The organism is Polaribacter sp. (assembly GCF_965656025.1).
Lineage (GTDB): Bacteria > Bacteroidota > Bacteroidia > Flavobacteriales > Flavobacteriaceae > Polaribacter.
On record NZ_CBFHJT010000115.1, the window covers coordinates 1 to 3,495 of the forward strand.

The following is a 3,495-nucleotide window of genomic DNA, read 5'->3' on the forward strand; positions in this document are numbered from 1 at the left end:
GTTTAATTTTTTAAAAGTCAACCAACCTGTATCTCCTAACCAAAAGAAAGGTTTACCATCTTCTGTTTGAAAATAATGATCATTTTCAGAAACTTGCAATTTTTGAATGCCTTCAATTGTTTCTCTTTTCGATTCCTTTTTCGATTCTTTACAAGAAACGATTACACATACAAAAGCTATAATGCTAAGAAATTTAAAAATATTTTTATGGTTTATCATCTTTAAAACGTTTATTTTTTTACTACAAATACTGCTACTTTTTTATTTGTTGGGTTTGTTAACTTATGGTTTCTTTGCCCTCTAATCATATCTTTTGATACTACTTCACCATTTTTTGTATCAATCCAAAAAACATTATACTTTCCTTTATATTTCGTTAAATCTAAATTCACAGTATTTGTTTTTACTAAATAATACAAATATGATTTTCCAAAATTTTCTAATGCCCAATAATCACTTTTATAATTTTGTTTTGGTGATACTTTCGTATCTACTAAATGTTTATAAAAATCTGTGATTTCTATTTTTGGAATTGGAGCCAAAGAACCACCTGCCATAAATGTTGCCCAACCAAACCTTGGTGCTGCATATGTAGCATACAAAACTGCTTTCTCTGGATAAGTTTCTCGATATTCTCTAACAGCTCTATAAATTTGTGCTTCGGTTTCTTTGCCTGTTTTCATTTTACGAGCATGCTGTCTTGGAGCTAAATTTTTTCCTCCTTCTGGTGCGTAAGCGGATCCATCCTCTCTGTAATGCCAATAACGAATATGAATTAAATCAACAGTTTTTGATCTTTTAGAATCATTTAAAATGGCATCCTGAACATCTTTAGTAGCACTTAAACCAATTATTCCTGCTCCAGAAGTTTCAGTTTTCCATTTTTTAACTTCATCTAACCAAAATTCCATAAAATGAAGAGGACCTGTATATTCTGCACTTGTAAGTTGAATTACATTACTATTATCTTTAAAATTATGTAAAGATTTTCTGATAAATTGTTGATGTAATTCTTTTCTATTTTTATGAGACAAGTCATAAAATTGATCTGCCATAAAAATACGTTTATCACCTGCATAAGGCACTGGCTCTGGAAAACCTGTATTGTTAATATTATTTGCAGAGCGCCAAGGAGAACTAGACCAATGTGCACCAGCTTCTAAAATATTATGTTGAAAGTATTGTTGATTAATTAATATTTGACCTTTAGATTCCGCCAAATCAGAAAAACGAGATAAACGGTACCAATACCAATCATTGTATTTTGTTAAATCGTATTTGCTTAATTGATCCCAAGCTAAACCTTGGCCACTTCTTGCAAAAGGTTGTTCGTAAAAAGGTGCCCAAACATCTGTATCTATTCTTCGTGTTCTTTCATGATCATCCATTCTTCTTTCATACCACAAACCATAATTATGTTCTAAAGCAACAATATTCTTCTCTGAAAAATTGTTTACAACTTCCTCTAAATCATCTGTAAAACCTTTTCCTTTTCTTCCTGGAACAAATCTAGTAACATGTTCAGAAGAATTTTTAATTTCATGATTTTTTAAACTTCCTCTCCACCATTGTACATTTGCAACTTTTCCTGTAATCACCTTTTCATCAAAAGTTAACCAACCATTTTTAATTTTAATTTTTGTTGTACTTTTTTTATCATCTTCTAAAAAAGTTACATTTTTTACATCTTTAATAGCTGGTATATTTTTAGCTTCTGCAGAAATTCTATTTTTTTCTGAAATTTCTACAATCCATTCTTTTAATGTTTTTGCAGGTTGTGAAGCCTCTTCATTTAATTTTGCTGCTTGTGCTATTGTTGGACTTGATGTGGGTTGTGAACCCAAAGGAAAAACGTAAGGATTTACAGGAAGCTTGCCTAATCTATTTTTTAACTGAGCGTAAAATAAACTTCTTGGAAATATATGATTGTTTACATCTTTCCATATTCCATTACCAGTCATTACACCTCCCCAAACACCAAATGCCCAATTTTGTGCTGTTGGCGGACTGTAATTTTCTATTTTTGAAGCAGAAGATTCCCAAATTACACTGTTGGCTGCAGACCATCCTGCACCTCTTCCTTCTTGTTCTCTATTTGCATAACCTAAAGCATTCCCATCAACATTTACAATATCGAGTAAAACACCTGTAGCCCAACTACCAATAACTCCACTTTTGTTATAAGGCAAATACGATTCGCACTGCACAAAAGCATTTGGACCTGTTGTTGCATAACCACCAACTGCAAAATCGTGATAACCATATTCTGAATAACATCTTTGAAACAATGTTTGTTCTCCTTCTGTATAAAATGTGTGACGTCTAAACGCTGCGATTTCAGAGATAGGCGCTGTTGCAATACAATCTTCTATAGTAATTTGTTGTGCCGTTTTTAATAAAGAAACTGCGCTACCTGCTAAATGTTTAAAATGGATTTGACGAACCCACGCATTTTTTACATTTTGCATTGTAATTCCAAACCATCTGTGTAACTCGTCTTTTGTATTTTTTTTATCAAAAGTTGATGAAATACTTAAGTTTTCTATACCAATTTGCTCTATTCTTCCTTCCCATGAGTATTTGATGACTTTCGCTTTCCCAAAATTATCATCTAAAGCCATTGTTAATGGTGCATTTAAAGTTACTTCATTGCCTTTTATGCTTGTAACAACTCTGTTCCATCTGATATCCCAATCTCTAGTTTTCCAACCAATCCAACCCGTTTCTCCTCCAAAATCATTCATTTGTAAGGTATCTATTAGCTTTTGAGTTAATGGTTTTTGAATTATTATATCATCAGAAACTTTTAATTTTGAAGCATCTTCTAATTGAATTTTCTGACTGCCTAATGGCGTGTAATTCGTACTAAAACTAAGTATATCTTTATCTTTTTTATCATTTTTACCCAAAACACTAATAATAGCTTCGCGTTTAAAACCTGTTCCTAAAAGGATCGTTTTATTATTTCCATTACCTCTTAAAACAATACCAGATTTTTTTATAAATAAAGTTCCTTTAATTTTAAAAGTTCCTTCATCTAATAAAACTGCTCCTCTAAAGCCAGCATCATTTGGTTTTAAATTACTCACATAATTAATTGCTGCTTGTATATTTTGAGTAGCGTCTGTATCTTGTTTTGGTAAAAATATTTTTGCTTCAACTTGTGGAATTGCGACTTCTGAAGCTTGATAACCAGCGTATGAAAAATCTGGAATTTGATTACCTAAATTATCTGCAGCATAAGAAATACCTCCATTTTTATTCTTAACAATATCTGGAAATTTTTGCTGAGAAAAAATGTGAGAAATGCAAAAACAGAAAGCTAGTATTATAAAACATTGCTTTCTGTAGATTGTAAAAATTTTAAATTGTAAGTGATTACTACTCAACTTTATTGTTTTTAAGTTTCATTTATTGTAACAGACCGTTAGATAATTTAATTAACGTGTCTGTGTTGTTTTCTGTTTTAGTCCAATCTATTTTTTGTAATGGATT

At 31.1% G+C, this 3,495-nt stretch carries 2 protein-coding genes; both read right to left on the bottom strand.

Annotated elements, in window-relative coordinates; all coding sequences use genetic code 11:
* Positions 1–219, bottom strand: a 219-nt coding sequence (locus tag ACTG3S_RS14060) for an apiosidase-like domain-containing protein (RefSeq protein ID WP_439129963.1), incomplete at its 3' end; no start/stop codon positions are given.
* An 11-nt stretch (positions 220–230) separates the two neighbouring features.
* On the bottom strand, positions 231–3,389 hold the full coding sequence (locus ACTG3S_RS14065; RefSeq protein WP_439129964.1) for a DUF6298 domain-containing protein: 3,159 nt from the start codon (positions 3,387–3,389) through the stop codon (positions 231–233).
* Positions 3,390–3,495: the final 106 nt, after the last annotated feature.